General features: G+C 66.1%; 25 protein-coding genes. 10 read left to right on the top strand and 15 right to left on the bottom strand.

All coding sequences use genetic code 11. The annotated features are described in order from the left end of the window. Positions 1–21 precede the first annotated feature (21 nt). From ACH107_RS10645 to ACH107_RS10685, 9 genes are all read right to left on the bottom strand, one after another. Positions 22–159: a hypothetical protein gene (locus ACH107_RS10645; protein ID WP_412505837.1), complete on the bottom strand. Its 138-nt coding sequence runs from the start codon at positions 157–159 to the stop codon at positions 22–24. Next, entirely contained in the window at positions 156–1,466 is a 1,311-nt protein-coding gene (locus ACH107_RS10650; RefSeq protein WP_412505838.1) for a c-type cytochrome, read from the bottom strand. The genes ACH107_RS10645 and ACH107_RS10650 overlap by 4 nt, the downstream gene beginning before the upstream one ends. Then, entirely contained in the window at positions 1,467–2,684 is a 1,218-nt protein-coding gene (locus ACH107_RS10655) for a formate dehydrogenase subunit gamma (protein WP_412505839.1), read from the bottom strand. 104 nt (positions 2,685–2,788) lie between these two features. Next, positions 2,789–3,382 carry a formate dehydrogenase FDH3 subunit beta gene (fdh3B, locus tag ACH107_RS10660; RefSeq protein ID WP_412505840.1) on the bottom strand — a complete coding sequence of 198 codons (594 nt, stop codon included), beginning with the start codon at positions 3,380–3,382 and terminating at the stop codon, positions 2,789–2,791. 13 nt (positions 3,383–3,395) lie between these two features. Next, on the bottom strand, positions 3,396–6,293 hold the full coding sequence (locus ACH107_RS10665; RefSeq protein ID WP_412505841.1) for a formate dehydrogenase subunit alpha: 2,898 nt from the start codon (positions 6,291–6,293) through the stop codon (positions 3,396–3,398). 117 nt (positions 6,294–6,410) lie between these two features. Beyond that, positions 6,411–6,614 (bottom strand): ubiquinol-cytochrome c reductase iron-sulfur subunit N-terminal domain-containing protein, encoded by a 204-nt coding sequence (locus tag ACH107_RS10670; protein WP_412505842.1) that lies wholly within the window; start codon positions 6,612–6,614, stop codon positions 6,411–6,413. Positions 6,615–6,667: 53 nt separating this feature from the next. Then, positions 6,668–7,276, bottom strand: a complete 609-nt coding sequence (locus ACH107_RS10675) for a molecular chaperone (RefSeq protein ID WP_412505843.1) — start codon at positions 7,274–7,276, stop codon at positions 6,668–6,670. 17 nt (positions 7,277–7,293) lie between these two features. Then, positions 7,294–7,941, bottom strand: coding sequence for a DUF3306 domain-containing protein (locus ACH107_RS10680; protein WP_412505844.1), 648 nt, complete (start codon positions 7,939–7,941; stop codon positions 7,294–7,296). Further along, entirely contained in the window at positions 7,938–8,510 is a 573-nt protein-coding gene (locus ACH107_RS10685) for a DUF3305 domain-containing protein (protein WP_412505845.1), read from the bottom strand. Before ACH107_RS10685 ends, ACH107_RS10680 begins: the two co-directional genes overlap by 4 nt. Positions 8,511–8,884: 374 nt before the next feature. Between ACH107_RS10685 and ACH107_RS10690 the strand changes: the two genes are divergently transcribed. Beyond that, complete coding sequence (locus tag ACH107_RS10690; protein WP_412505846.1) at positions 8,885–10,846, top strand: 4Fe-4S binding protein; 1,962 nt, start codon at positions 8,885–8,887, stop codon at positions 10,844–10,846. Here the strand turns inward: ACH107_RS10690 and ACH107_RS10695 are convergent. Continuing rightward, positions 10,840–11,598: a hypothetical protein gene (locus tag ACH107_RS10695; RefSeq protein WP_412505847.1), complete on the bottom strand. Its 759-nt coding sequence runs from the start codon at positions 11,596–11,598 to the stop codon at positions 10,840–10,842. The genes ACH107_RS10690 and ACH107_RS10695 overlap by 7 nt on opposite strands. A 60-nt stretch (positions 11,599–11,658) precedes the next feature. On the opposite strand from ACH107_RS10695, the gene ACH107_RS10700 reads away from it, so the two are divergent. From ACH107_RS10700 to ACH107_RS10715, 4 genes are read left to right on the top strand one after another with little or no spacing between them, the layout of a single operon-like run. Next, positions 11,659–11,859 (top strand): DUF6494 family protein, encoded by a 201-nt coding sequence (locus ACH107_RS10700; protein WP_412505848.1) that lies wholly within the window; start codon positions 11,659–11,661, stop codon positions 11,857–11,859. A gap of 4 nt (positions 11,860–11,863) precedes the next feature. Then, complete coding sequence (locus ACH107_RS10705; protein WP_412505849.1) at positions 11,864–12,928, top strand: Mrp/NBP35 family ATP-binding protein; 1,065 nt, start codon at positions 11,864–11,866, stop codon at positions 12,926–12,928. Further along, on the top strand, positions 12,925–13,632 hold the full coding sequence (locus tag ACH107_RS10710) for a DUF4444 domain-containing protein (RefSeq protein ID WP_412505850.1): 708 nt from the start codon (positions 12,925–12,927) through the stop codon (positions 13,630–13,632). Before ACH107_RS10705 ends, ACH107_RS10710 begins: the two co-directional genes overlap by 4 nt. Then, positions 13,629–14,108: a DUF6505 family protein gene (locus ACH107_RS10715; protein ID WP_412505851.1), complete on the top strand. Its 480-nt coding sequence runs from the start codon at positions 13,629–13,631 to the stop codon at positions 14,106–14,108. Before ACH107_RS10710 ends, ACH107_RS10715 begins: the two co-directional genes overlap by 4 nt. 36 nt (positions 14,109–14,144) lie before the next feature. Here ACH107_RS10715 and bfr read toward each other — a convergent pair whose 3' ends face one another. From bfr to ACH107_RS10735, 4 genes are read right to left on the bottom strand one after another with little or no spacing between them, the layout of a single operon-like run. Further along, positions 14,145–14,630 carry a bacterioferritin gene (gene bfr, locus ACH107_RS10720; protein ID WP_412505852.1) on the bottom strand — a complete coding sequence of 162 codons (486 nt, stop codon included), beginning with the start codon at positions 14,628–14,630 and terminating at the stop codon, positions 14,145–14,147. Next, a complete protein-coding gene (locus ACH107_RS10725) occupies positions 14,578–14,871 on the bottom strand; it encodes a bacterioferritin-associated ferredoxin (RefSeq protein WP_412505853.1) in 294 nt (97 codons plus the stop codon). The genes bfr and ACH107_RS10725 overlap by 53 nt, the downstream gene beginning before the upstream one ends. A 30-nt stretch (positions 14,872–14,901) precedes the next feature. Next, positions 14,902–15,375, bottom strand: a complete 474-nt coding sequence (locus ACH107_RS10730) for a hypothetical protein (RefSeq protein WP_412505854.1) — start codon at positions 15,373–15,375, stop codon at positions 14,902–14,904. Further along, complete coding sequence (locus tag ACH107_RS10735; RefSeq protein WP_412505861.1) at positions 15,372–15,536, bottom strand: hemin uptake protein HemP; 165 nt, start codon at positions 15,534–15,536, stop codon at positions 15,372–15,374. The genes ACH107_RS10730 and ACH107_RS10735 overlap by 4 nt, the downstream gene beginning before the upstream one ends. Before the next feature lie 297 nt (positions 15,537–15,833). On the opposite strand from ACH107_RS10735, the gene ACH107_RS10740 reads away from it, so the two are divergent. The 5 genes from ACH107_RS10740 to ptsP all read left to right on the top strand — a co-directional run bounded on the left by ACH107_RS10740 (position 15,834) and on the right by ptsP (position 21,131). Further along, positions 15,834–16,313 carry an NUDIX hydrolase gene (locus ACH107_RS10740; RefSeq protein ID WP_412505855.1) on the top strand — a complete coding sequence of 160 codons (480 nt, stop codon included), beginning with the start codon at positions 15,834–15,836 and terminating at the stop codon, positions 16,311–16,313. A 71-nt stretch (positions 16,314–16,384) separates the two neighbouring features. Then, complete coding sequence (locus ACH107_RS10745; protein ID WP_412505856.1) at positions 16,385–16,807, top strand: DUF1178 family protein; 423 nt, start codon at positions 16,385–16,387, stop codon at positions 16,805–16,807. Between the two features lie 41 nt (positions 16,808–16,848). Further along, on the top strand, positions 16,849–17,493 hold the full coding sequence (locus tag ACH107_RS10750; protein ID WP_412505857.1) for an SDR family oxidoreductase: 645 nt from the start codon (positions 16,849–16,851) through the stop codon (positions 17,491–17,493). Between the two features lie 91 nt (positions 17,494–17,584). Next, on the top strand, positions 17,585–18,823 hold the full coding sequence (locus ACH107_RS10755; RefSeq protein WP_412505858.1) for an aspartate kinase: 1,239 nt from the start codon (positions 17,585–17,587) through the stop codon (positions 18,821–18,823). 64 nt (positions 18,824–18,887) lie between these two features. Beyond that, entirely contained in the window at positions 18,888–21,131 is a 2,244-nt protein-coding gene (gene ptsP, locus ACH107_RS10760) for a phosphoenolpyruvate--protein phosphotransferase (RefSeq protein WP_412505859.1), read from the top strand. 26 nt (positions 21,132–21,157) lie between these two features. On the opposite strand, the gene ACH107_RS10765 is transcribed toward ptsP, so the two are convergent. Next, on the bottom strand, positions 21,158–21,923 hold a 766-nt coding region (locus ACH107_RS10765), incomplete at its 5' end, for a YcjF family protein (protein WP_412505860.1).

A 21,923-nucleotide genomic window follows, 5' to 3' on the forward strand; every position in this document is an offset into this window, starting at 1 on the left:
GCCCGGCAGCACAGCCCCTGATCACTCGTCGGCGTCACCAAGACGCACGGCCGCGCCCGCGTTGCGCTCACCGGTAGAAAAGCCCAGTTCACCCAACCCATACCAGGCACCGACCGCGATGATGACGATGGCAGCGAAGCCCGCGAACATCGATTTCATTCTTCGTTCTCCTTGCTGACCGCCGCGTTGCGGAGGAAATCTATCAGGTCCCGGCGGTCCTTCTCGGCCGCGATGCGCTGCATCGGCATCTTCGACCCGGGAATATAGTGGTCCGGCCCCAGTTCGAAAAGCGCATCTATCGTCTCGTCCGACCAGACGATGTCAGCGCCTTTCAGAACCTCGGAATAGGAATAGCCCGGCACGCTGCCGGCCGGCCGGCCGAAAAGGTCATGCAAAGATGGCCCCGCCTTGCGCGATGGCGGCGGCGACAGCGCGTGACAGATCGAGCATTTCCGCATGAATTGCCGTTCCCCGTTCGACATCTCCTCAGGGTCCCGCAGGAACGAACGGGGTTCCCCGCCCGCGGGATCGAACGCGTCGAGCATCGCCACCGGCCAACCGAACGCCACGTTCTCGATCCCGCCGGCATAGATCATCCGCCCGTCAGCCGAGAATTCCACCGCCCAGACCGGCCCTTGCCGCATGGCGCGGAAATCGCGCGCGATCTTCCAGTTCTCGGTGTCGACAATCATGATATACCCGTGACCGTCCCCGACGGCGAGCAGCCCTGCCCCGGGATGGTGGGCCATCGACAGGATGGGCCGCCGCTCGAGCGAGAAATCATGCAATATATCTCCGTTTTCCGGGTCGACCACGCGCGTCACCCCGTCCACGGCCCCGTAGGCGAGCCACGCCCCCTCTGTCCCGATGACGAGCCGGTTCACCCCGAAACCCTGATCAAGCACAAGCCGGTCGGCCCCGGTCGCGGGATCCCACCGACGGATCGTTCCATCCGCCGAGGCCGAGTAAAGCGCGCGGCCATCACCCGAGAACGTCACGTCGTTTACCGCGCCATCATGCGCCCGCATGAACCTTGGCGGCCCGCCGTCCAGCGGCCAGAGCCCGACGGTGCCATCCCAGCTTGCCGAGGCCAGCAACGTCCCGTCCGGCGCAAGCGCGAGGCGTTCAACCTTGCCCTCATGGCCCTCCAGCCTTTTGCGCGTGCCGGCATCCGGACGCCACAGGATGATGTCGAAGTCATCTCCGCCCGAGGCGACCAGTCCGTCCGAGGCGAAAAGCACCGTGTTCACGGCCGCGTCGTGCCCTTCGAGCCACCGCCGGTGCCGGTCACGCCACAAGCCTACCGAATTGTCGAAGCTCGCCGTGGCCACCTGCCCTGTCGTGCTGTTCACGCTGATGCCCATGACAGGGCCACCATGCCCCTTGAGCGAGGTGAACTGCTGCGCCGGAGCGGCCCCGGCGACCAGCGCACCGATCACCAGCAATGCCGGCCGAAGCACACGCATCTACTCCGCGGGGGTCGTCGCCTTGCCGCGAGGCGCGGCGCTCCCCTCCCCTTCCTGCATCTCTTCAAGCCAGAGGGAATGGTGTTCGCGCGCCCATTGTTCCTCGACCTCGCCGGACCCCATGGCGTCGAACGCGCCCTCCATGCCGACCGAGCCGATATAGATATGGGCAAGGATGATGGCCATCAGCACGAAGCTAACAATCGCGTGCCAGAGTTGCGCGTACTGCATTTCCTCGTGCGGGGCCAGCTCCGCTGGCAGCGTGCCGAACCCGAGCGCTTGCGGCAGGCCTGTCTCGTTCAGGATCGCGAAAGTCTTGGCAAACATCGGCAACTCGAACGGGAAAAGCAACGACAGGCCCGACACCGAGATCGACGCGCCCAGAACGATGACCGCCCAGAAAATCAGTTTCTGCCCCGCGTTGAATTTCTTGGCGGGCGGATGAACACCTTTCTTGAAGATCCCGCCACCGACGGCCAGCCACTTGAGATCGGTCTTGTTGGGAATGTTGTGCAACACCCACATGAAAAACACCATCACGAGCCCCAGCATGAAGGCCCATGACACGTTGTTATGTATCCATTTCGAATTGGTGGCCAGCACCGAGAACGACTCGTGTCCGAAAGCGGGGATCAGAAACTTCCGCCCCATGAGCGACACGAGGCCGGTAATTCCCAACAGAACGAAGGAGCCGGCCATCAACCAGTGCCCGAACCGCTCGACCGCCTTGAAGCGGGTAACGGTACGGCCCGTCTTTTCGCCATCGATCCGGATACGGCCGCGAACCACGTAGAAAAGCGTCAGCAGCCCCAGCGTGGCGACAAGCAGCCAGCCACCATAGGTGAGCATCGGCCCTTCGCGGAATTGCAGCCACCACATTCCGCGATCCTGCATCAGAACCCGTGCAGGGTCGCCGCCCGCGGAAACCTCGACATCGGAGAGGCCGTAGCGCAACGCGCGCCATACCTCGGAATCCGAGGCGCCGCCGAGCGTTCCCAGCTGGTCGGCCATGCCCGCGGCGCTGTCCGCGTCGCCGATCGCCTCGCGACGGAAAGTATCATCGACCTCCTGGCCCTGCTGACGCGCAATGATGTCTTCAAGGGTTTGCGCACCCCCGGTGGCCGAACGGTCCGCCCCGGACGGGGCCGCTTGTTCCTGCGCGGCAAGAGGCGCGGCGAGGAACAGTGACAGGATGAGCGTAAGCAGAAAGCGTGGCATGAGGCGAAGTCCCGACTGTCGGTGTGCATGCAACGGGGGGCGGCCCGCAAGGCCGCCCGCCCGTGTATCAGTGGCATTGCCCGTCGCGCGCGAGCGCGCGCCGGTCAACCGCCTTTCTGTTCGTAGGCCGTACCCCAGCCCCAGGCCCCGGTGCCGAACCCGCGCGCGACGACACGCTCGCGGTAGATGGCCGAAACCACGTCCCCGTCACCGGCGAGGAGCGCCTTGGTCGAGCACATCTCGGCGCAGATGGGCAGCTTGCCCTCGGCGATCCGGTTGCTGCCGTATTTCTGGAACTCGGCCTGGCTGTGGTTTTCCTCGGGACCACCCTGGCAGAAGGTGCACTTGTCCATCTTGCCGCGGCTGCCGAAGTTGCCCGCCTGGGGATATTGCGGCGCGCCGAAGGGGCACGCGTAGAAGCAATACCCGCAGCCGATGCACAGGTCCTTGGAGTGCAGGACCACGCCTTCCTCGTTCTGGTAGAAGCAGTCCACCGGGCAGACGGCCATGCACGGCGCATCCGAGCAATGCATGCACGCCACCGAAATTGACCGCTCACCCGGCTTGCCGTCCTCGATCGTCACGACGCGACGGCGGTTGATGCCCCAAGGAACCTCGTGTTCGTTCTTGCAGGCCGTGACGCAGGCGTTGCATTCGATGCAGCGTTCGGCGTCGCAGAGAAATTTCGCTCTAGCCATATCTCTATCCTCCTCAGGCTGCACTGATCTTGCAGAGAGTCGCCTTCGTCTCCTGCATCTGCGTTACGGAGTCGTAGCCGTAGGTCTGCGCCGTGTTCGAGCTTTCGCCCAGCACGTAAGGGTCGGCGCCCTCGGGATACTTGTCCCGCAGGTCCCTGCCCTCGAAATGGCCGCCGAAATGGAAGGGCATGAAGACGACGCCTTCGCCCACCCGTTCGGTCACCATCGCCATGACCTTGACCTTGGCGCCCTCGGCGCCTTCGACCCAGACCTGTTCACCATCCCGGACACCCAGGTTGTTGGCATCGCGCGGATGGACTTCCACGAACATGTCCTGCTGCAACTCGGCCAGCCACGGGTTCGAACGCGTCTCGTCGCCACCGCCCTCGTACTCGACCAGGCGGCCCGAGGTCAGGATCAGCGGATACTCCTTGGAGAAGTCGTTCTTCTGGATGGAGGCATAGAGCGTCGGCAGACGGTAGTCGTGCCGGTCCTCGTAGGTCGGATAGTCGGCCACGAGATCGCGCCTGTTCGTGTAAAGCGGCTCGCGGTGCAACGGCACCGGATCCGGGAAGGTCCACACGACCGCCCGCGCCTTGGCATTCCCGAAGGGCGCGCATTCATGCTTGATCGCCACCCGCTGGATCCCGCCCGAAAGGTCCGTCTTCCAGTTGGTGTCAGGCCCGGCGATGCCGTCGATCGTGGCGCGCTCCTCGTCCGTGAGGTCGGAATCCCATCCCAGATCCATCAGCATCTGCATGGTGAATTCCGGGTATCCGTCCTGGATTTCCGACCCGACCGAGTAGACGCCTTCGGCCAGCAGGTTGTCGCCATCCCGCTCCACGCCGAACCGGGCACGGAAGGTCAGGCCCCCCTCGCTCACCGGCTTGGACATGTCGTACAGGTTCGGCGTCCCCGGGTGGCCCATCTCGGGCGTGCCCCAGCTTGGCCATGGCAGACCGTAGTAGTCACCATCCGCCGCCCCGCCACGGGCCTTGAGCGTGGTCCGGTCGAAGGTGTGCTGGTTGGCCATGTGGGTCTTGAGCCGCTCGGGGCTCTGACCTGTGTAACCGATCGTCCACATGCCGCGGTTGATCTCGCGCAGCGTGTCCTCGACATCGGGTGTCACGCCGTCGTCCTCCAGCTTGATGTTTCGGAACATCCTGTCGTGGAATCCGAACTTCTTGGCGAAAAGGCCGATGATCTCGTGATCCGGCTTGGCCTCGAACAGCGGGTCGACCACCTTCTCGCGCCACTGGAGCGAACGGTTCGACGCCGTGACCGAGCCGCGCGTCTCGAACTGCGTGGCCGCTGGCAGCAGGTAAACGCCATCCGTCCGATCTTGCATCACGGCCGAGACGGTCGGGTAAGGGTCCACCACGACAAGCATGTCGAGCTTTTCCATTGCCGTCTTCATTTCCTTGCCGCGGGTCTGGCTGTTCGGCGCGTGCCCCCAGAGCACCATGGCCCGCACCTTGTTGGGCTGGTCCATGTTCTCGGGGTCTTCCAGCACGCCGTCGATCCAGCGGCTGACGGGGATCCCCTTGAGGTTCTGCAGCGCCTTTTCCTTGCCGTCCTTGCCCGTGACGGTGGCGAAATTGCCGGCAAGCCATTCCGGATCCTCGCCCCAGACACGGGACCAGTGGCCCCACGCTCCCTTGCTCAGCCCGTAATAGCCGGGAAGGGTATGGCTGAGAACGCCAAGGTCCGTGGCTCCCTGCACGTTGTCGTGGCCGCGGAAGATGTTGGTGCCACCGCCGGATGCACCCATGTTGCCAAGCGCAAGCTGCAGGATGCAATAGGCGCGGGTATTGTTGTTGCCGTTCGTATGCTGCGTGCCGCCCATGCACCAGATCACCGTGCCGGGGCGGTTGTTGGCCATCGTACGGGCAACCCGGCGCAATTGCTCGCCCGGCGCACCGGTCACGCGCTCAACTTCCTCGGGAGTCCATTTCGCGACCTCGGCCTTGATCTGGTCCATCCCCCACACACGGGTGCGGATGAACTCCTTGTCCTCCCAGCCGTTCTCGAAGATGTGCCAAAGGATGCCCCAGACAAGCGCCACGTCCGCCCCGGGACGGAACCGGACATATTCGTCGGCATGCGCCGCGGTCCGGGTGAAGCGCGGATCACAGACGATCAGCGGCGCGTTGTTCTGCTCCTTGGCCTTCAGCACGTGCAGCAGCGAGACGGGGTGCGCCTCGGCCGGGTTGCCGCCGATGATGAAGATGGCCTTCGAATTGTGGATGTCGTTGTAGGAGTTGGTCATGGCGCCGTAGCCCCACGTGTTGGCAACCCCCGCAACCGTGGTGGAGTGGCAGATCCGCGCCTGGTGATCCACGTTGTTCGTGCCCCAGTAGGCGGCGAACTTGCGGAACAGGTAGGATTGTTCGTTGTTGTGCTTGGCGCTGCCCAGCCAGTAGACGCTGTCAGGCCCGCTTTCCTCGCGGATTTGCGTCATGCCGTCGCCGATCTCGTTGATCGCCTGCTCCCAGCTGATGCGCTTCCACTCGCCGCCTTCTTTCTTCATGGGATACTTGAGGCGGCGTTCGCCATGCGCGTGTTCCCGCACGGAGGCGCCCTTGGCGCAGTGTGCCCCGAGGTTGAAGGGGCTGTCCCAGCCGGGCTCCTGCCCGACCCAGACGCCGTCCTGCACCTCGGCCACGACGGTGCACCCGACCGAGCAGTGCGTACAGACCGACTTGACGGTCTCGACGGCCTCTTTCGCGGCGCTTTGCGCGCTGGCCTTGGTGACGGAGCCACCCGTGGCCCCGATCGCGGCAAGGCCACCGATGGCCAGGCCGCTGCCGCGCAGGAACGCGCGGCGGTCAACGGATTTTCCCGCGACCTCAGACAGGATACTTGTCCGCTGGGGGCGTCTCGCTACCCCGTTGGTCTTTTTCCTAAGCATGTTGTCATCTCCTCCCGTGGCTTCCCCGCGCCGGGGTTGCTGGGTACTAAGGTTGTCCACCGGACGGTCGGGCCTGTCGCAACCGGTCGCCGGCAGGTCGGATGATTGCGTCCGGTCTCAGAACCGGGCGGAATCGAAGTACGCGCGAGTATGCGCGGTGTCCTGCATCCTGTCGGATGCAGGGTCGGGCGTGGCCGCTTCGGCCGTGCCCGTTGATGCTGCCGTGGCGACCGCGACAGCGGGCGCGCCGGTGGCGGCCATCCTGAGGAAATCGCGGCGGCCCGGATTCACGCCCTTGGCCTCCTCAACTTTCCTGGTCATGAGAGTCCTCCTCTCTGGTTGAAGGCGGGTCGCCCCGCCGGTTGCCCCGCGGATCAGTCCGCGGTCATCCGGAATCCCTCCGTCTCGATCTCCATGAACACGCGGCCGACAGCGCCGACCGAGGCATAGAGAACCGAGTTCTTCGCGGCTTCCAAATCCGAATAGAAATGCCCTGCCCACGGGGCGATATGGCGGTTGAAAAACGTCTTCTGGTCGGCCAGCGACGCGGGCCTGCCGAAGCGCCCGCGGATCAGCCCGGCCATCATCTCCATCAACGAGGCGATGTTGTCCTCGGGTTCGTAGACGTTCTCGGCCCGTGTCATGCCGCGCGCGGCCATGTCGCGGCGCAGCCCGGCAAGCGGCTTCTCGTTGAGAAAGCCCGTCAGGTAATAACTGGCATAGGGCAGCAGTTCACCGCGCCCGACACCTATGAAAAGCGCGTTGAACTCGCTTTCCACCGTACCCGGGTGGCTCAGCCCCGCGATCCGTGCAAGGGCGCTGATCGCGGTGCCCAGATCCGTGTCATCCCCCGTGAGCGACGCGGTCTGGTCAAGCAAGCGCTTGTCCGGCGGGCCGGCCAGCAGCAGGCCCAGGAAATCATAGAGGTCCGCGCGCAGGCGGTCCTCCTGGGCGATGTCGTGCTGGGCGTGCGGCGGTGTCATCAAATCCTCTTGCATCGTCAAGCCGTGCTCTCTTCGCCGCGGGTTTCGAAATTGAACCGCATGCGGCGCCTTGGAAAACCATCAGCCGGCCCGACATCACCCTGATCCGCGAATGCCGCTGCGGGCGCGGCGCCCTCGGTCGTTTCGGCCCCAGCAGGGTATACCACCGCATCGGGTTCTGTCACCTCGGCCGTATCCGCGACCTTTTCACCGTCATCGGCCCGGCCACCCGGGTCGCTTTCCGGCTCTGGGTCCTGCGCCTCGGATCGCGCCATTTCCTCGACATGCCGTACCATGCCACGGCCCACCTGGTAGGTCGTCTGCAAATTCTCTATGACGGTCGCGCCATCGGTGAAATCTTCGCCGTAATCTATCAACCCGTCAAGATTGGCCAGCGCGGGATTCGTCAGCCACAACTTGCGCAGCGCGCGGCGGCGCAGCCGGTCGGGTACCGCCTGCGCCATGAACCCGCGCACGTCGTCGCCCGGCTGCAGGCTGTCGGGATCGGGCAGGTCAAGCTCCTCCAGCAGTTCCTCGTCGCTTTTCTGCGCACTCGCGGCGTCGCGTTCGGCGGCCTCGGACGCTTCCTTGGCCCGTGCCTCGGCGGCTTCCTCCGCCGCAACTCGCGCCTTGCGACGCGACCAGAAATCGCTTCCGCGGGTCAATGCATGCGCTCCTTCCTGATCGATCCCGGCGCACGATAGACGTCCCGGGTCTGTCGAACGCGCGGATCGCCCACGCCATCCTCGACTTTCTCGATATCCATGCGGTCGCGCCGGCGTTTCCGGAATTTTTCCTGTTCGTGATACCTCTCCACAAAATCGCGTATCCACGCGATCAGCCCGTCAGGCATGGGCACTTTCTCGACGATGTCCTCGCCATTGTCGGCGTAATCCTGTGCCTCGTAGGGGGAGGCCGTGACCAGCGTCACCTCCAACGGGGCATCCGCCCCGGTGCCGGTTTCCCGCATGACCACGTAGATGGCCGGCACATGGGCGGACAGCCCGTGAAGGTAGCTTTCCGTCTCGGCCCCGTGCAGTTCCAGCATGCAGGTAGCGGCGTGAAATTCCACCGCGTCTCCTTCGCGCCGCAGCTCGCGCCACGCTGCATCGGTCGCTCCCGGCAGGACGGCGACAGCCTTCCACGCCCAGGCTGCCCAGCGGGTCACCCCGGGGGTGCGCCGCACCACGACGCCAAGCGGCAGGGTCGCGTATCTGTCGGGATCGTGGATCACGTCAGGTCAGGTCCATTTTCGGCTCGCCTCCTCCGCTCCGACTAGGTTGGTACAAATTTCTTACCGATCAAAGCATTTTTCGTGTCCGGTTGTGCACAAACACAATATCAGGGGTATTGAGCACTACGAAATACAACATGCAGGCACCCGGTACCGTTTTGTCCCGTGCAGTGCCGCCCGAAAACTGCACGAAACCCGCCCGTGAGCAATTCCTGACAGAATCAAACAGTCAGGCGCGGCGGACCCGCAGGTGCGCCTGACTGATTCGAATACCTGTTTACCGCCGTTACGAATCGTGACTAGTCTGACGGCGCAAAGTGACTAGGCTGGCGGCGCAAGGTGCGGCTCGCAACGCTCACACGATCGGGAACGAGATGGCCAAAAAACTGATCATATGCAATTGTTCGGGAACGCAGGACCTCGATGGCGCGGCGCTTGAGGCCGCGACGGGGCTGCCCTGTTCGCAGGTGCATTCCGACCTCTGCACGTCGCAGACAGCACAGGCGGCCGAGGCAATCGCCAGCGAGGACGCGATCATCTGCTGCCGGCAGGAACAGCGACTGTTCGAGGAAATCGCCACCGATCTCGGGCTGGCGGCACCCCCCGTCACGGATTTGCGCGACCGCGCCGGATGGTCGGACGACCCGCGCTCGAAGCTGCCCAAGATGGCCGCGCTGATGGCCGAGGCCGCCATGGAAATGCCGGCGGAAAAAACCGTGGATGTCACGTCCGAAGGGCTCTGCCTGGTGATCGGGGCGTCCGATATTGCGTTCCCGGCCGCCCGGCGCCTGAAGGATATCCTCGGGGTCACGGTATTGCTGACCGACGATGCCGACCCGCCGGACGAGCGCGGCTTCGACACGATCCGCGGCAAGCTGCGGCAGGCCTCGGGCGCGCTTGGCCAGTTCAGCCTGCGGCTGGACGCGCTGCAACAGGTTCACCCCGGCGGACGCGGCCCGCTGACCTGGACAGCGCCGCGCGACGGCGGTCAGACCGATTGCGACATCATCCTCGACCTCACCGGCGGCACGCCGCTTTTCCCCGCGCCGCAGAAACGCGAAGGTTACGTTCGCGCCGATCCCGGCAGCGTCACGGCGGTGGCCGACGCCGTGCTGGAGGCATCGCAACTGCTGGGCACATTCGAGAAGCCGCTTTACGTCGCACTGGAACCGGCGATCTGCGCGCACAGCCGCGCGGAGCAGACCGGCTGCACCAAGTGCCTGGACATCTGCCCAACCGGCGCGATCCGCCCCGAAGGCGATCACGTCGACATCGACCCGATGATCTGCGCGGGTTGCGGTGCCTGCGCCGCGCGCTGCCCGTCGGGGGCCATCACCTATGACGCACCGCCGACGGACACCGTGTTCCGCCGGCTGAACACGCTGGCCTCGACCTATCGCAAGGCCGGCGGCCACGCGCCACGCCTGCTGGTCTGCGACCAGTCCCACGGGCGCGAGCTCATCAGCCTCGCCGCGCGCCACGCGCGCGGGCTTCCCGCCGACGTGATCCCGCTCGAGGTCAGCGCGCTGTCGGGGTTCGGCCACGCGGAGATCCTGGCGGCGCTGGCCTGCGGGTTCGCCGATGTCACCATCCTGCTGTCCCCCGTGACAGAACGCGATGCGCTGGACCGCGAAATCCCGCTGGCCCGCGCGCTTGCCGGCGATGAGACGCGCGTCGGGCTTCTTGACGTGTCCGACCCCGATGCGCTTTGCGACGCGCTCTATACCGCCGACGACGCCACCGTGCCGTGCCCCGATCCTGTCCTGCCGATGGGCAGCCGGCGGCAAGTGGCCCGGCTGTCGGCAAAGGCGCTGCAGCCGGGGGCCGAGCTGGTACCGCTGCCCGAGGACGCGCCCTATGGCACCGTGCATGTCGACACCGAGGCCTGCACGCTCTGCCTGTCCTGCGTGTCACTGTGCCCGTCGGGCGCGCTCATCGACAATCCGGACATGCCGCAACTGCGTTTCCAGGAGGATGCGTGCCTGCAATGCGGCCTGTGCGCGAATGTCTGCCCCGAGAGCGCCATCACCTACGAACAGCGCATGAACCTGGCCGATGCCGCCCTGTCTCAGACGATCCTGCACGAGGAGGAACCCTTTGCCTGCATCGAGTGCGGCGCGCTGTTCGGCGTGAAATCGACCGTCGAGAAGATCACGGAAAAGCTTGCCGGGAAACACGCGATGTTTGCCAACGACAAGGCCGCGAAGATGATCCAGATGTGCGACGATTGCCGTGTGAAGGCGCAGTTCCATTCGCAGGACAATCCGTTCACATCGGGCGACCGGCCGCAGGTGCGCACCAGCGACGACTACTTCAGCAAGCGCCGCGATCACTGATGCCGAAGCGGCTCACCAAGGTCGGCGGGGGTCATCTCGGCCACATAGGCAAGGATCGCCTCGACATCGCCGAGCGTCATCTCGACCGGCGTGATCGGCGACGGCCTGTCGATGGGAAACGGCGGCGTGACGTCGGCCACCTGAGTGAACGCCGGGTGCGGGTTGAGCACGTAGAAGGTCTGGAAGCGTCGCTGCCAATCCCGCAGGGCGCGCAACACGCCAAAGCTGGGGGTGGACCCGATGGCGTTCATCCGGTTCTCGTCTCCGACAACATGGCACCGCCCGCAATGCAGCAGCGACAGCGCCTTGCCCCGGTCCGGATTGCCGTCGAAACTGACCTCCACAGCCTCGGCCGCTTCGGTGCGGGGCGGGCTGAACGGGGCGGCGCCGTCGACCTCGAAGCTCTTGATCGTGCGCTGCCCTATTTCCGAGCTCAGCCAGTCGGCGAAGCGCTTGACGCCCGGATGCTCCGGCGCGTTGACGCGCAACCGCCACGTTGCACGCGGCCCGGTGAAAACACGGGTACCGTCGTCGTCGGGGGTCAGCTCGGCCGCCGCCCCGGCACCGGGCGCCACCAGCTCGATGCGGGTGCCGGTCTTGAGCGAGAAGCGCGGGAGCACATATTTCAGAAGGCCGCTATCGACGAGAGCCTGCGGCGCGACAAGGCGAAACCCCTCGGCCGCCCGCCCGTTCGCGGGGGGCACAAGGGCCGCGACTAGCAACACGACCGCGAGAGGGGTTAAACGGCGCATGCGTCAAGGGTAGGAAGCCCGCGGCCCCCGCGTCAACAAAATTGGGAAAGGGAGTTGAAAATGAGCGACGAGACCAGCGACTACAACATGTCCATGCGAAAATTCCTCAAGCAGGTAGGCGTCACCTCGCAACAGGCGATCGAAGAGGGCCTGCGCAATGCCCCGGACGGCGCGGGCGAATACGCGGCGCGCGTCGTGCTGACCGTCGATGGCCTCGACGTGCACCACGAAGTGACCGGCATCATCAAGAAACAGGACTGACAAAGTGGCCGTGACACGCGAGGCGGTTCTGGCCGCCCTGAAAGAAGTGAAAGACCCGGTTTCGGGCGACGACATCGTGACAGCCGGCGTGACGCGCGGGCTGACCCTCGAAGACGGAAGCGTGCGCTTCGTGCTGGAGATCGACCCGGACAAGGCGGACGCATATGAACCGGCACGCGCCGCCGCTGAACAGGCGGTCAAGGCGCTGAAAGGCGTGACCGAGGTGTCGGCCGTCCTCACCGGGCACAGCGCCAAGGCCCCGCCCGACCTGAAACCGCAGAAACAGGCCGAGCCGCAGGGTCCGCAACGCGTACCCGGCGTCGCGCATATCGTCGCCATCGCCAGCGGCAAGGGCGGCGTCGGCAAATCGACCGTTTCGGCCAACATCGCCTGTGCGCTGGCCGCCGAGGGGCGGCGCGTGGGGCTGCTGGACGCCGACGTCTACGGCCCGAGCCAGCCGCGCATGCTGGGCGTTTCGGGCCGGCCGGCCAGCCCCGACGGCAAGACCATCCTGCCGATGCGCAACCACGGTGTCACCATGATGTCCATCGGGCTGCTCACGAACGAGGATCAGGCCGTCGTCTGGCGCGGCCCCATGCTGATGGGCGCGCTTCAGCAGATGCTGATGCAGGTGCAGTGGGGCGCGCTCGACGTGCTGCTGGTCGATCTGCCGCCGGGCACCGGCGACGTGTCCATGAGCCTCGCGCAGAAGGCCGTGGTGGACGGGGCGATCATCGTGTCCACCCCGCAGGACGTGGCGCTGCTGGATGCGCGCAAGGGGATCGACATGTTCACGCAGCTCAAGGTGCCGGTACTGGGCATGATCGAGAACATGAGCACGCATGTCTGCTCGAACTGCGGCCACGAGGAACACGTCTTCGGCCATGGCGGCGTCAGGACAGAGGCCGGCAAGATGGGCGTGCCGCTGCTGGCCGAGGTGCCGCTGCATCTGGATATCCGCACCTCGTCCGATGGCGGCGCCCCGATCGTGGTCTCGCAGCCCGAGGCGCCGCAGGCGCAGGCCTTCCGGGATGTCGCCCGCGCCCTCGTGGGTCAGGGCGTGGCATGACGGCACCCACCTTTCCGCCACTGATGCACGGCCAGGCCGTCGATACCGGGATCGACCCGTTCGAGAAGGCCTGTGCCATGGCCGCCCTTGGCTGCGACGCGGGCCTGATCGTGTACAACCTGTCGGCCGACAGGCTGCTGGCGGCGCTGGTCATGGCCCCCGAGGTTCCGCTGGAGCGGGCGATGGCCATGCTGCCCGCCTGCGGCGTCGGCTTCCAGAACGCGCTCGGCGCGCTCGGGCCGCCGGAACTCGCCGTGCATCTGGAATGGGCCGGCGGGTTGCGGGTCAACGGCGCCGCGTGCGGACGGCTGCGCGCCATGGCTGGCGGCACGGACCCGGCGGCGGAACCGGGCTGGCTGGTGGTCGGGCTTGAACTGCCGCTGCTGATGCTGGCCACGCGTCCCGGCGAACGGCCCGACGAAACCGCTCTTTATGAAGAAGGCTGCGCCGAGGTGGACGCGGTCGCACTGCTGGAATCATGGGCGCGGCACACGCTCAACTGGATCACGACATGGGAAGATGACGGCGTGCGCGCGCTTCACGCCGAATGGCGCGGTCTGGCCCACGGGATCGGCGAGGACGTGACACGCAACGGCATGTCGGGCACCTTCCTCGGCGTGGACGAGACTTTCGGAATGCTGCTGCGGGAAGGCGAGACCACGCATCTCATCCCGCTCAGCACGGTATTGGAGCAAGGTAAATGAAACTGGCGCGCGCGATCCATTTCGATGAAAGCGACATGCGGGTGTACCACTCCCCCGCGCGTACCGGCGAATGGTGCGTCTCGGGCGGGTTCGAATTCTCGAACTGGGGGGAGGCGGACCTCGCCGGCAAGCAGAGACAGGCGTTCTCGAACGGTTGGTTGGGGGTCGAGACCTTCGGCCGGGTCACCTTCGTGGCAATCACCCAGATCGAGGAGGCCGAGCGCGATACCCTGATCGACGCGCTGGCCCGCCACTTCGTGGAGGTCTACGGCGCCCCCGATACCGACACCGCCCGGCCGGTCGCCGCTGACGAGGTCGCCCACATGGCGGAGCTGTGCGAGGATCATCCCCCGAACACCCTGCTCACCGTGACGCGGGAACTGACGGATGCGGGCGTGCGTGAGAGTTTCCGCGTGATCGAGGCGCAGGATGCCGGGCTGGAACAGTTCGCGATCCACGGATCGCTGGACGAATAGGCGGGCGCCCGCCGCCTGCCCTGCCCGCGTATCGGGTCACTCGGTCTCGTCGGCCGCGCTGGCATTGAGCAGGCCGTACCGCTCTTCGCCCAGCCTCTCGTAAAGCTCGATCTGCGTTTCGAGGAAGTCGATATGGCCCTCCTCGTCGGCGATCAGTTGCTCGAACACGTTTTTCGATACGTAGTCACCCACGCTTTCGCAGTGATTGCGCGCCTCTATGTACAGGGTGCGCGCGTCATGCTCCGCCGCGAGATCGGCATCCAGCGTTTCGCGAAGGCTCTCCCCGATGCGCAGCGGGTCCAGCTTCTGCAGGTTCGGATGCCCGCCGAGGAAGATGATGCGCTCGATCAGCTTGTCGGCGTGGTGCATCTCCTCGATGCTTTCGGCCCGGCTCTTCGACGCGATCTTGCCGAACCCCCAATCCTCCTGCAGACGGTAATGCAGCCAGTACTGGCTTACAGCGGTAAGCTCACTCCTCAACGCTGCGTTCAGATATTCGATGACCTTCTGGTCGCCCTTCATGTGGCTCTCCCTGTGTGGCCGCACGGCGCAGGCCGCGCAATTGCATGGGTACGGCAAAGTTGTCGGCCTTGCCCAACGTGTCAATGAATTGCGGCAGGCACCCGCCGCAATCCGCCTTCTTGCCCAGGGCACGGTAGACCTTGCCCGGGGTGATGATGGTCGCGGGATCCGCCGCGCGCATCCAGTCGACGGCCGCGATGATATCCTTGTCCGTGATGGACATGCAGTGGCAGATGATCATTGCGTCGCCCCCTTCATCGGTCAGAACATCTCAGTGGCGCGTCGCGCTCATCGGTTCGGGCATCGCCCCGGTCGGGCGTAGTGCCGCGCGGTGCAGGCACAGCCCGGCCTGCCGCGCCGAATCGGTTAGCGGCAGCAGGACCGCGCTGTCGACCAGCAAGGACGCGACAAGCATCGCGTCCTCCCTGTCGCCGGTCGCGGCCGTCGCGATGAAATGCGCGAAAATCGCCTCGTCGACCCCGACGCAGCCGCATTCGGCCCCGTGCCGGGCCAGCCGGCGGCGCCCGTGCCGCGCGATCATGCCCATCACATCCGCCAAGGCCCGGTGACAAGCGGTCCCGCGTTCGGGCCCCAGCCGCCGCGCCAACATCGTGCCCATGGCGGCGGGCCCGTGTGCGGGGTCGTGCCAGAGGCGCAGACACCGGACGCTCAGCGCCTCCAACGGGGTCAGCCCCTTCATCGCCGAGACCGGGAATGCCCCCTCCATGTCTCTCTGGTGCTTCATTTCGTGAGGATCAGCTTGCCGGCGCGGGTGATGCGCAGCGTGTAGGTCTGGTCGTCGAGAATGATATTGGCCGTCACGCCGCCGGCGGTCAGGACGCGCGCATCGTGGCAGGTCGTGTCGGGCTGAAGTTCGGGCTGTTGCTTGGTCTGGGCGCGGATCATCGCGTGTCCTCCGGCTGTCTGTCGGCTCTCCACGTCGCGTGGCTGGGTCATCAACTGTCATGCCGGGCTGATTCCGTTCGGGTGGCTTGGCCTGATCAAGCTGACAAAAATACTTGGTCATGTCAATTCTGATAAAATCTATCAGCTTTATACCCCGGTGTTGGTGGGCGTGACGACAAGGCCCGGGACATGTCCCGCGCGGCGGCGTCATTGAAAAGTCTCTGGCCATGGCCGGCCCGTTCGTCCTATCATCGGCGCGCCATGGGGCAGAGCAGCCTGTAAGGCAGGAACGATCCGATGACCCTTCAGAAGATCAAGCAGGATCCGATTTCGCTGAACGCGCACGGAAAGCGCGACCTGCGCACGCAATTCGCGGCCCTGTGTTACCGCATCAAGGGCGGCAAGCCTGAATTCCTGTTGATCACCAGCCGCGGCTCTGGGCGCTGGATCATTCCCAAGGGCTGGCCCGTTGACGGCCGAACGCCGGGCGAAAGCGCCCTGACCGAGGCCTGGGAAGAAGCCGGGGTACAGGGCCGCGTGATCGAGCGGTGCATCGGCCTCTTCTCCTATCACAAGGAAATCGGCGATACCGATGGCAGCCTGCCCTGCCTCGCTCTCGTCTATCCCGTCAAGGTCAAGGCCCTCGCCCGCAGGTATCCCGAGGCCGGCCAGAGGCGCCGTCGCTGGCTGGGGCGCCGAAAGGCCGCGGAAAAGGTGTCGGACCCCGAACTGGCACGGATCATACGGGATTTCGACGCGGCGCGGCTCAAGGGGTGACCGGCGCGCGGATGCCTTGATCTTTGCGCCGTGCCGGATAATTATCGTGGGGTTCAGCCGGAAGCCGCGACATGATTCAATTCACCCTCAAATGCGATCGCGATCATCGTTTCGACAGCTGGTTCCAATCAGCCGAAGCGTACGAGAAACTGAGCGCCTCCGGCATGGTAACGTGTTCGATCTGCGGATCGACCGACGTGGACAAGGCGATGATGGCCCCGCGCGTCCAAGGCAGCCGGGCGGAGGTGGCCGAAACCCCGCCGGGGCCCGCCGCGCCCACCGACCAGGCCGTCGCGGACCTGCGCCGCGAGGTCGAGGCAAACTCCGAATACGTCGGCCGTAACTTCGTCCGCGAAGCGCGCGACATGCATGACGGGCTCTCGCCGCACAGGGCGGTCCATGGCGAAGCGCGTCCCGACGAGGCGAAGAAGCTGATCGAGGACGGCGTGCCGGTCGCCCCCCTCCCCTTCATCCCGGGGCGAAAAACGAACTGAGCCGGCACGGGCCGTGCGGCGATCACCAAAAAGGGGGCCACATGCATGTTGTCATCACGGGCGCCAGCCGCGGCATCGGTGCCGCGCTGCGCGACGAATACGTCAAGGCCGGGCACGAGGTGACAGGGACGGCGCGCGATCACGCCGGTCTTTTCCGGCTCGACGTCACGCAGCCTGACAGCCACGCCGCGCTGGCGCATCATCTCGATGGCCGGCCGATCGACCTGCTGATCTGCAACGCGGGCATCTACCCCGACAAGCACGAGAACCTTGCCGACGGCTTCCCGCCTGACATGTGGGCCGAGACGTTCGCGACCAACGTCGCGGGCGTTTTCCAAACGGTGCAATCGCTTTTGCCCAACCTACAGGCTGCCGGGAAAGCGAAGATCGCGATCATGTCCAGCCGGCTGGGCAGTCATGCCCATGCAGCGGGCGGCAGCTATGCCTATCGCGCCTCCAAGGCCGCCGCGCTCAGCCTCGGGCGCAACCTCGCGGTCGATCTCGAACCGCTCGGAATCGCGGTCGGCACCTATCATCCCGGCTGGGTCCGCACCGACATGGGCGGCACCAACGCGGATATCGACGTCGCCGAGGCAACCGAGGGCCTCATGCAGCGTTTCGCGGCGCTGTCCGTCGCCACGACAGGATGTTTCCAAACGTGGGACGGGCGCGACCTGCCGTTCTGACCGCCCCCGCGTCCGTTCGGGGCGACCACCTATTGCCCTCCCGCGCAACGGCGCGTAAACCGCGCCCGGTCAACCGGCACAGGATACGCTCATGTCCGTTCTCGTGATGAAATTCGGTGGTACATCCGTCGCCACGCCCGACCGCATCCGCCGCGCCGCCAAGCGCGTCGGCGTCGAAGTGGCCAACGGGCATGACGTGATCGTCATCGTCTCGGCCATGGCCGGCAAGACGAACGAACTGGTGGGCTACGTGAACGAGACCTCGCCGCTTTACGACGCGCGGGAATACGACGCGATCGTCAGCTCGGGCGAGAATGTCACGGCCGGGCTCATGGCGCTGACCTTGCAGGAAATGGACATCCCGGCGCGCAGCTGGCAGGGCTGGCAGGTGCCTGTGCAAACCACCAGCGCCCATTCCGCTGCCCGGATCGAGGAAATCCCGCCCGACAATATCGCGGCGAAATTCCACGAGGGGATGCGCGTGGCGGTGATCGCGGGCTTTCAGGGCGTCAGCCCCGAGAGCCGCATCACCACGCTGGGCCGGGGCGGCTCCGACACCACGGCCGTGGCCTTCGCCGCGGCGTTCGACGCGGTGCGCTGCGACATCTACACCGATGTCGATGGCGTCTACACCACGGACCCGCGCATCGCCGACAAGGCCCGCAAGCTCGATCGCATCGCCTTCGAGGAAATGCTGGAGCTGGCCAGCCTCGGCGCGAAGGTGCTGCAGACCCGCTCGGTCGAGCTGGCGATGCGCTACAATGTCAAGCTGCGCGTGCTCAGCAGTTTCGAGGAACAGTCAGATGACGCGGGCACGCTTGTCTGCGCCGAGGAGGAAATCATGGAATCGAACGTCGTCAACGGCATCGCCTATTCGCGGGACGAGGCGAAAATGACCCTTATCTCGGTCGCCGACCGCCCCGGCATCGCCGCCGCCATCTTCGGCCCGCTTTCCGAGGCGGGCGTGAACGTCGACATGATCATCCAGAACATCTCCGAGGAAGGGCGCACCGACATGACCTTCTCCTGCCCCACCGACCAGGTGGCGCGGGCCGAGAAGGCGCTGAACGGGGCCAAGGACCGCGGCGAGATCAACTTTCACGACCTAGTTGCCGATACCGCCGTGGCCAAGGTTTCCGCCGTCGGCATCGGCATGCGCAGCCAGTCGGGCGTGGCCGCCCGGATGTTCCAGACCTTGCGCGACGAGGGCATCAACATAAAGGTCATTGCAACCTCCGAGATAAAGATTTCCGTCCTGATCGACCGAAAATACATGGAACTCGCGGTTCAGGCACTGCATGATGCGTTCGAACTGGACAAGGCGGCCTGAGCGCGCATCCCGATCGCGATGGGGCTGAGGCCACGGCAACGAAAGGCCCGGAACGGCGCGGATCATGAGACAGGATTTCACGACAGACAGTCGGCAGATGCTGGGCCGCCTGCGCTCCGTCATGGCCGAGGACGCCGCGGGCCAGCAGCGGCTTGACCGCATCACCCAGCTCATCGCCGAGGAGATGCGCACCGAGGTGTGCTCGATCTACCTGTTCCGCGATGCCGACACGCTGGAGCTCTGCGCGACCGAAGGTCTGAACCCCGACGCGGTTCACGAAACCCGGATGAAACTGGGCGAGGGTCTCGTGGGCCGGGTCGCGCGGACCGGGCAGGTCATCAACACCGACGACGCCCCGGGCACCAAGGGCTTCCGCTACATGCCCGAAACCGGCGAGGAGGCCTATTGCAGCTTCCTCGGCGTGCCTGTCCAGCGGCTTGGCGAGACGCTGGGCGTGCTGGTTGTCCAGTCCCGCGATTCGCGGCGCTTCTCCGACGAGGAGATTTACGCGCTCGAAGTGGTCGCCATGGTCATCGCCGAGATGGCCGAACTCGGCGCCTTCATCGGCGAAGGCGCGGCGATGCGCGCCCCGCACCAGCAATCGGTGCTGTTCCATGGCAACGTCGGGCAGGAGGGTGTGGCCCAGGGCCATGTATGGCTGCACGAGCCCCGCGTCGTCGTGGCCAACCCGATCGCCGATGACCCCCACCGCGAGCTTGAGCGGCTGCATGGCGCCGTGGACGAATTGCGGGTCGGCGTGGACCGGATGCTGTCGACCGCGCCCGCCGGCGAGAAGGAGCAGCTCGAGGTTCTCGAAGCCTACCGCATGTTCGCCAATTCCAAGGGCTGGATGCGCCGCATGGAAGAGGACATCAGCCGCGGGCTGTCGGCCGAGGCGGCCGTCGAAAAGGAACAATCCACCGCCCGCGCCCGGATGAATCAGGCCACCGATCCGTACCTCCGCGACAGGCTGCATGACCTCGATGACCTCAGTAACCGCTTGCTGCGCATCCTCACCGGGCAAGGCAATGAAACCGGCGCCGACATGCCGGCGGACCCGATCCTGATCGCGCGCAATATCGGGCCGGCCGAACTGCTGGATTACGGGCGCGCCCTCAAGGGCATCGTCCTCGAGGAAGGCTCGGTCGGCAGCCATGCCGCGATCGTGGCGCGCGCGCTGGCGATCCCGCTGGTGATCCATGCCGAGCGGATCACGACCGAGGCGCTGAACGGCGACCTGATCCTCGTTGACGGCGATCAGGGCATCGCGCATCTGCGCCCCGACGATTCGATCGTCACCGCGTTCCGCGACAAGATGGCCATGCAGGCGCAGGCCCACGAACGCTATGCCTCCATCCGCGACAAGCCCGCCGAAACGCGGTGCGGCACCCGGATCGGGCTGCACATGAATGCCGGGCTCATGGCCGATCTGCCCAGCCTCGAAAGCTCGGGCGCCGAGGGCGTGGGCCTGTTCCGGACCGAGTTGCAGTTTCTCATCCGCAACCACATGCCCAAGCGGGCCGAACTGTCACAGCTTTACGCGCGGGTGATGGACGCGGCCAAGGGCGAGCGCGTGGTTTTCCGGACGCTCGACATCGGGTCGGACAAGGTACTGCCCTACATGAAGGCGGTCGAGGAACCCAACCCGGCGCTCGGCTGGCGCGCCGTGCGGATCGCGCTCGACCGTCCCGGGGTGATGCGCATGCAGCTTCAGGCGCTCCTGCGCGCCGCGGGCGGGCGGCCGCTGTCGGTGATGTTTCCCTTCATCGCCCAGCGGGAGGAATTCACAGCCGCCCGCGCCGAGATGGACAAGGCGATCGAGCGCGAACGCATCCTCGGCCACCCCCTGCCCGCAACGCTGGAAGTGGGCGCGATGCTTGAAACACCGTCGCTCGCCTTCGCGCCCGACAGCTTCTACGCGGATGTCGATTTCCTCTCGATCGGCGGCAACGACCTCAAGCAGTTCTTCTTCGCCGCCGACCGCGAGAACGAACTCGTCCGCCGGCGTTACGACACGCTCAACGTGAGCTTCCTGAGCTTTCTGGAAAACATCGTGGACCGGTGCCGCTCGCTCGGCACGCCGCTGTCCTTCTGCGGCGAGGATGCCGGCCGCCCCGTCGAGGCAGCCTGCCTCGCGGCGATCGGGCTCAGGACATTGTCGATGCGCCCGGCCTCGATCGGGCCGGTCAAGTCCATCCTGCGCCGCACCCTCCTGGGCGAGCTGCGCGAGGTCATCCACGCCGCCCGCGCCGATGGGCTGCAATCGGTACGCCCTCCCGTTCTGAATTACCTCAAGGGCAAGCTCTGATCCTTCCCGGCGGCCCTGCCGGGCGCTCAGCGGAACAGGCCGGAAAGCGCGCGCCCCACCGTGCCGCTGACGGACGGCCGCCGGGACGGGCCGAAGGGCAACGGGCGGCAGACCTCCATCGCCGCCACGCCCACGCGCGCCGTCAGCGCGCCGTTCACCAGCCCCTCGCCGAAGCGGCGCGACAATCTCGACAACAGCCCGCCGCCTGCGACCGAGCTCAGCATGTCGTCACCCACGGCCACCGCGCCGGTTGCCACCAGATGGGCGATCACCGCCCGGGCCAGCCGCCAGGCGCCGATCACCCCGGCGCGACCGCCATAGATCTCCGCGATGCGCCGGATCATCCGCAGGTTCGCCGCCAGCGCCCCCACGACGTCGGCCAGCGCAAGCGGCACCAGCGCCGTCACGGTGGCGACCTGCCGCGCCGCCGCCTCGACCTCGCGCTGCGCCGCCGCGTCTAGCGGCGCCAGAAGCTCCCGCTCGGCCACGTCCAGCAGCGCAGCGGCGTCGAACTGGTCGGGGCCCAGATCGGCCAACCGGTCCCGGCCCCACCGGGTATCTTCGCGGCCGGCATACAGCCGGACAAGTCGGTCCACGACCCGCCGCGCACCGGAAAGGTCGGCATCGGCAAGCGCCGTCGCGGCCGCCCGGTGCAGGCTGTCAAGCCGCGACAGCCGCGCCAGCGCCACCGCCTCGCGCAGCGCGATGATCAGCGCCTCTACACCGACGCAGCCCAGCCGCGCCGCAAGGTCCAGAAAGGCCGGGTACTCCAGCCCTGGCACGGTCATGTGG

It is taken from the genome of Roseovarius halophilus (ex Wu et al. 2025) (assembly GCF_047086965.1).

Excerpts from the sequence above, each read along its gene's own strand:
- ACH107_RS10675 (WP_412505843.1), bottom strand. The coding sequence starts at position 7,276 with ATGACACCGCCGCACGCCCAGCACGACATCGCCCAGGAGGACCGCCTG.
- fdh3B (WP_412505840.1), bottom strand. The coding sequence starts at position 3,382 with ATGGCTAGAGCGAAATTTCTCTGCGACGCCGAACGCTGCATCGAATGC.
- ACH107_RS10665 (WP_412505841.1), bottom strand. The coding sequence starts at position 6,293 with ATGCTTAGGAAAAAGACCAACGGGGTAGCGAGACGCCCCCAGCGGACA.
- ACH107_RS10695 (WP_412505847.1), bottom strand. The coding sequence starts at position 11,598 with ATGCGCCGTTTAACCCCTCTCGCGGTCGTGTTGCTAGTCGCGGCCCTT.
- ACH107_RS10715 (WP_412505851.1), top strand. The coding sequence starts at position 13,629 with ATGAAACTGGCGCGCGCGATCCATTTCGATGAAAGCGACATGCGGGTG.
- ACH107_RS10730 (WP_412505854.1), bottom strand. The coding sequence starts at position 15,375 with ATGAAGCACCAGAGAGACATGGAGGGGGCATTCCCGGTCTCGGCGATG.
- ACH107_RS10755 (WP_412505858.1), top strand. The coding sequence starts at position 17,585 with ATGTCCGTTCTCGTGATGAAATTCGGTGGTACATCCGTCGCCACGCCC.
- ACH107_RS10725 (WP_412505853.1), bottom strand. The coding sequence starts at position 14,871 with ATGATCATCTGCCACTGCATGTCCATCACGGACAAGGATATCATCGCG.
- ACH107_RS10690 (WP_412505846.1), top strand. The coding sequence starts at position 8,885 with ATGGCCAAAAAACTGATCATATGCAATTGTTCGGGAACGCAGGACCTC.
- ACH107_RS10655 (WP_412505839.1), bottom strand. The coding sequence starts at position 2,684 with ATGCCACGCTTTCTGCTTACGCTCATCCTGTCACTGTTCCTCGCCGCG.
- ACH107_RS10645 (WP_412505837.1), bottom strand. The coding sequence starts at position 159 with ATGAAATCGATGTTCGCGGGCTTCGCTGCCATCGTCATCATCGCGGTC.
- ACH107_RS10740 (WP_412505855.1), top strand. The coding sequence starts at position 15,834 with ATGACCCTTCAGAAGATCAAGCAGGATCCGATTTCGCTGAACGCGCAC.
- ptsP (WP_412505859.1), top strand. The coding sequence starts at position 18,888 with ATGAGACAGGATTTCACGACAGACAGTCGGCAGATGCTGGGCCGCCTG.
- ACH107_RS10710 (WP_412505850.1), top strand. The coding sequence starts at position 12,925 with ATGACGGCACCCACCTTTCCGCCACTGATGCACGGCCAGGCCGTCGAT.
- ACH107_RS10750 (WP_412505857.1), top strand. The coding sequence starts at position 16,849 with ATGCATGTTGTCATCACGGGCGCCAGCCGCGGCATCGGTGCCGCGCTG.
- bfr (WP_412505852.1), bottom strand. The coding sequence starts at position 14,630 with ATGAAGGGCGACCAGAAGGTCATCGAATATCTGAACGCAGCGTTGAGG.
- ACH107_RS10745 (WP_412505856.1), top strand. The coding sequence starts at position 16,385 with ATGATTCAATTCACCCTCAAATGCGATCGCGATCATCGTTTCGACAGC.
- ACH107_RS10700 (WP_412505848.1), top strand. The coding sequence starts at position 11,659 with ATGAGCGACGAGACCAGCGACTACAACATGTCCATGCGAAAATTCCTC.
- ACH107_RS10670 (WP_412505842.1), bottom strand. The coding sequence starts at position 6,614 with ATGACCAGGAAAGTTGAGGAGGCCAAGGGCGTGAATCCGGGCCGCCGC.
- ACH107_RS10650 (WP_412505838.1), bottom strand. The coding sequence starts at position 1,466 with ATGCGTGTGCTTCGGCCGGCATTGCTGGTGATCGGTGCGCTGGTCGCC.
- ACH107_RS10735 (WP_412505861.1), bottom strand. The coding sequence starts at position 15,536 with ATGATCCGCGCCCAGACCAAGCAACAGCCCGAACTTCAGCCCGACACG.